The organism is Streptomyces sp. 2A115 (assembly GCF_052245575.1).
In the GTDB taxonomy this organism is placed as follows: Bacteria; Actinomycetota; Actinomycetes; order Streptomycetales; family Streptomycetaceae; genus Streptomyces.
Genome location: NZ_JBQQCG010000246.1, coordinates 1 through 863 on the forward strand (window position 1 = coordinate 1; position 863 = coordinate 863).

Genomic DNA, 863 nt, shown 5'->3' on the forward strand with positions numbered 1-863 from the left:
GGCGACAGCGTCGCGGCCAGCACCGCCCTCAGCTCGAAGGCCGGCCGGCCGCCGTGCTGGAGGAACTCGTGCAGGATGTCAGGGGTGTTGACGAAGAAGTTGGGCCGCATGTACGCGGCGGCGTCGCCGGAGAGCTCGGTGAGGTAGTCGGTCAGCTCCTCCTTGGTGTTGCGCCAGGTGAAGTACGTGTACGACTGCTGGAAGCCGATCGCGCCGAGCGTGTGCATCATCGCCGGGCGGGTGAACGCCTCGGCCAGGAAGATCACGTCGGGGTCGGTGCGGTTGATGTCCGCGATCACCTGCTCCCAGAACACCACCGGCTTCGTGTGCGGGTTGTCCACGCGGAAGATCCGTACGCCGTGGCTCATCCAGAACCGCAGGACCCGCAGCGTCTCCGCGACGAGCCCCGGCATGTCCTTGTCGAAGGCGATCGGGAAGATGTCCTGGTACTTCTTCGGCGGGTTCTCCGCGTACGCGATCGTGCCGTCGGGGCGGTGGTGGAACCACTCCGGGTGCTTGTGCACCCACGGGTGGTCCGGCGAGCACTGCAGCGCGAAGTCCAGGGCGATCTCCAGGCCCAGCTCGGCCGCCCGGCCCACGAAGGCGTCGAAGTCCTCGATCGTGCCCAGGTCCGGGTGGACCGCGTCGTGTCCGCCCTCCGGGGAACCGATCGCCCAGGGCACCCCGACGTCGTAGGGGCCCGCGTCCAGCGTGTTGTTGGGGCCCTTGCGGAAGGTGCTGCCGATGGGGTGGACCGGCGGCAGGTACACCACGTCGAAGCCCATCTCCGCGATCGCCGGCAGCCGCCGTGCCGCCGTCCGGAACGTGCCGCTGACCGGCGGCTTGTCCGGCTCGATCACCGC

At 69.2% G+C, this 863-nt stretch carries 1 pseudogene; it reads right to left on the minus strand.

Features of this window, described 5'->3' with window-relative positions:
* Nucleotides 1–863 (minus strand): annotated as a pseudogene (locus ACTWQR_RS55850) (alpha-1,4-glucan--maltose-1-phosphate maltosyltransferase); the annotation flags it as partial.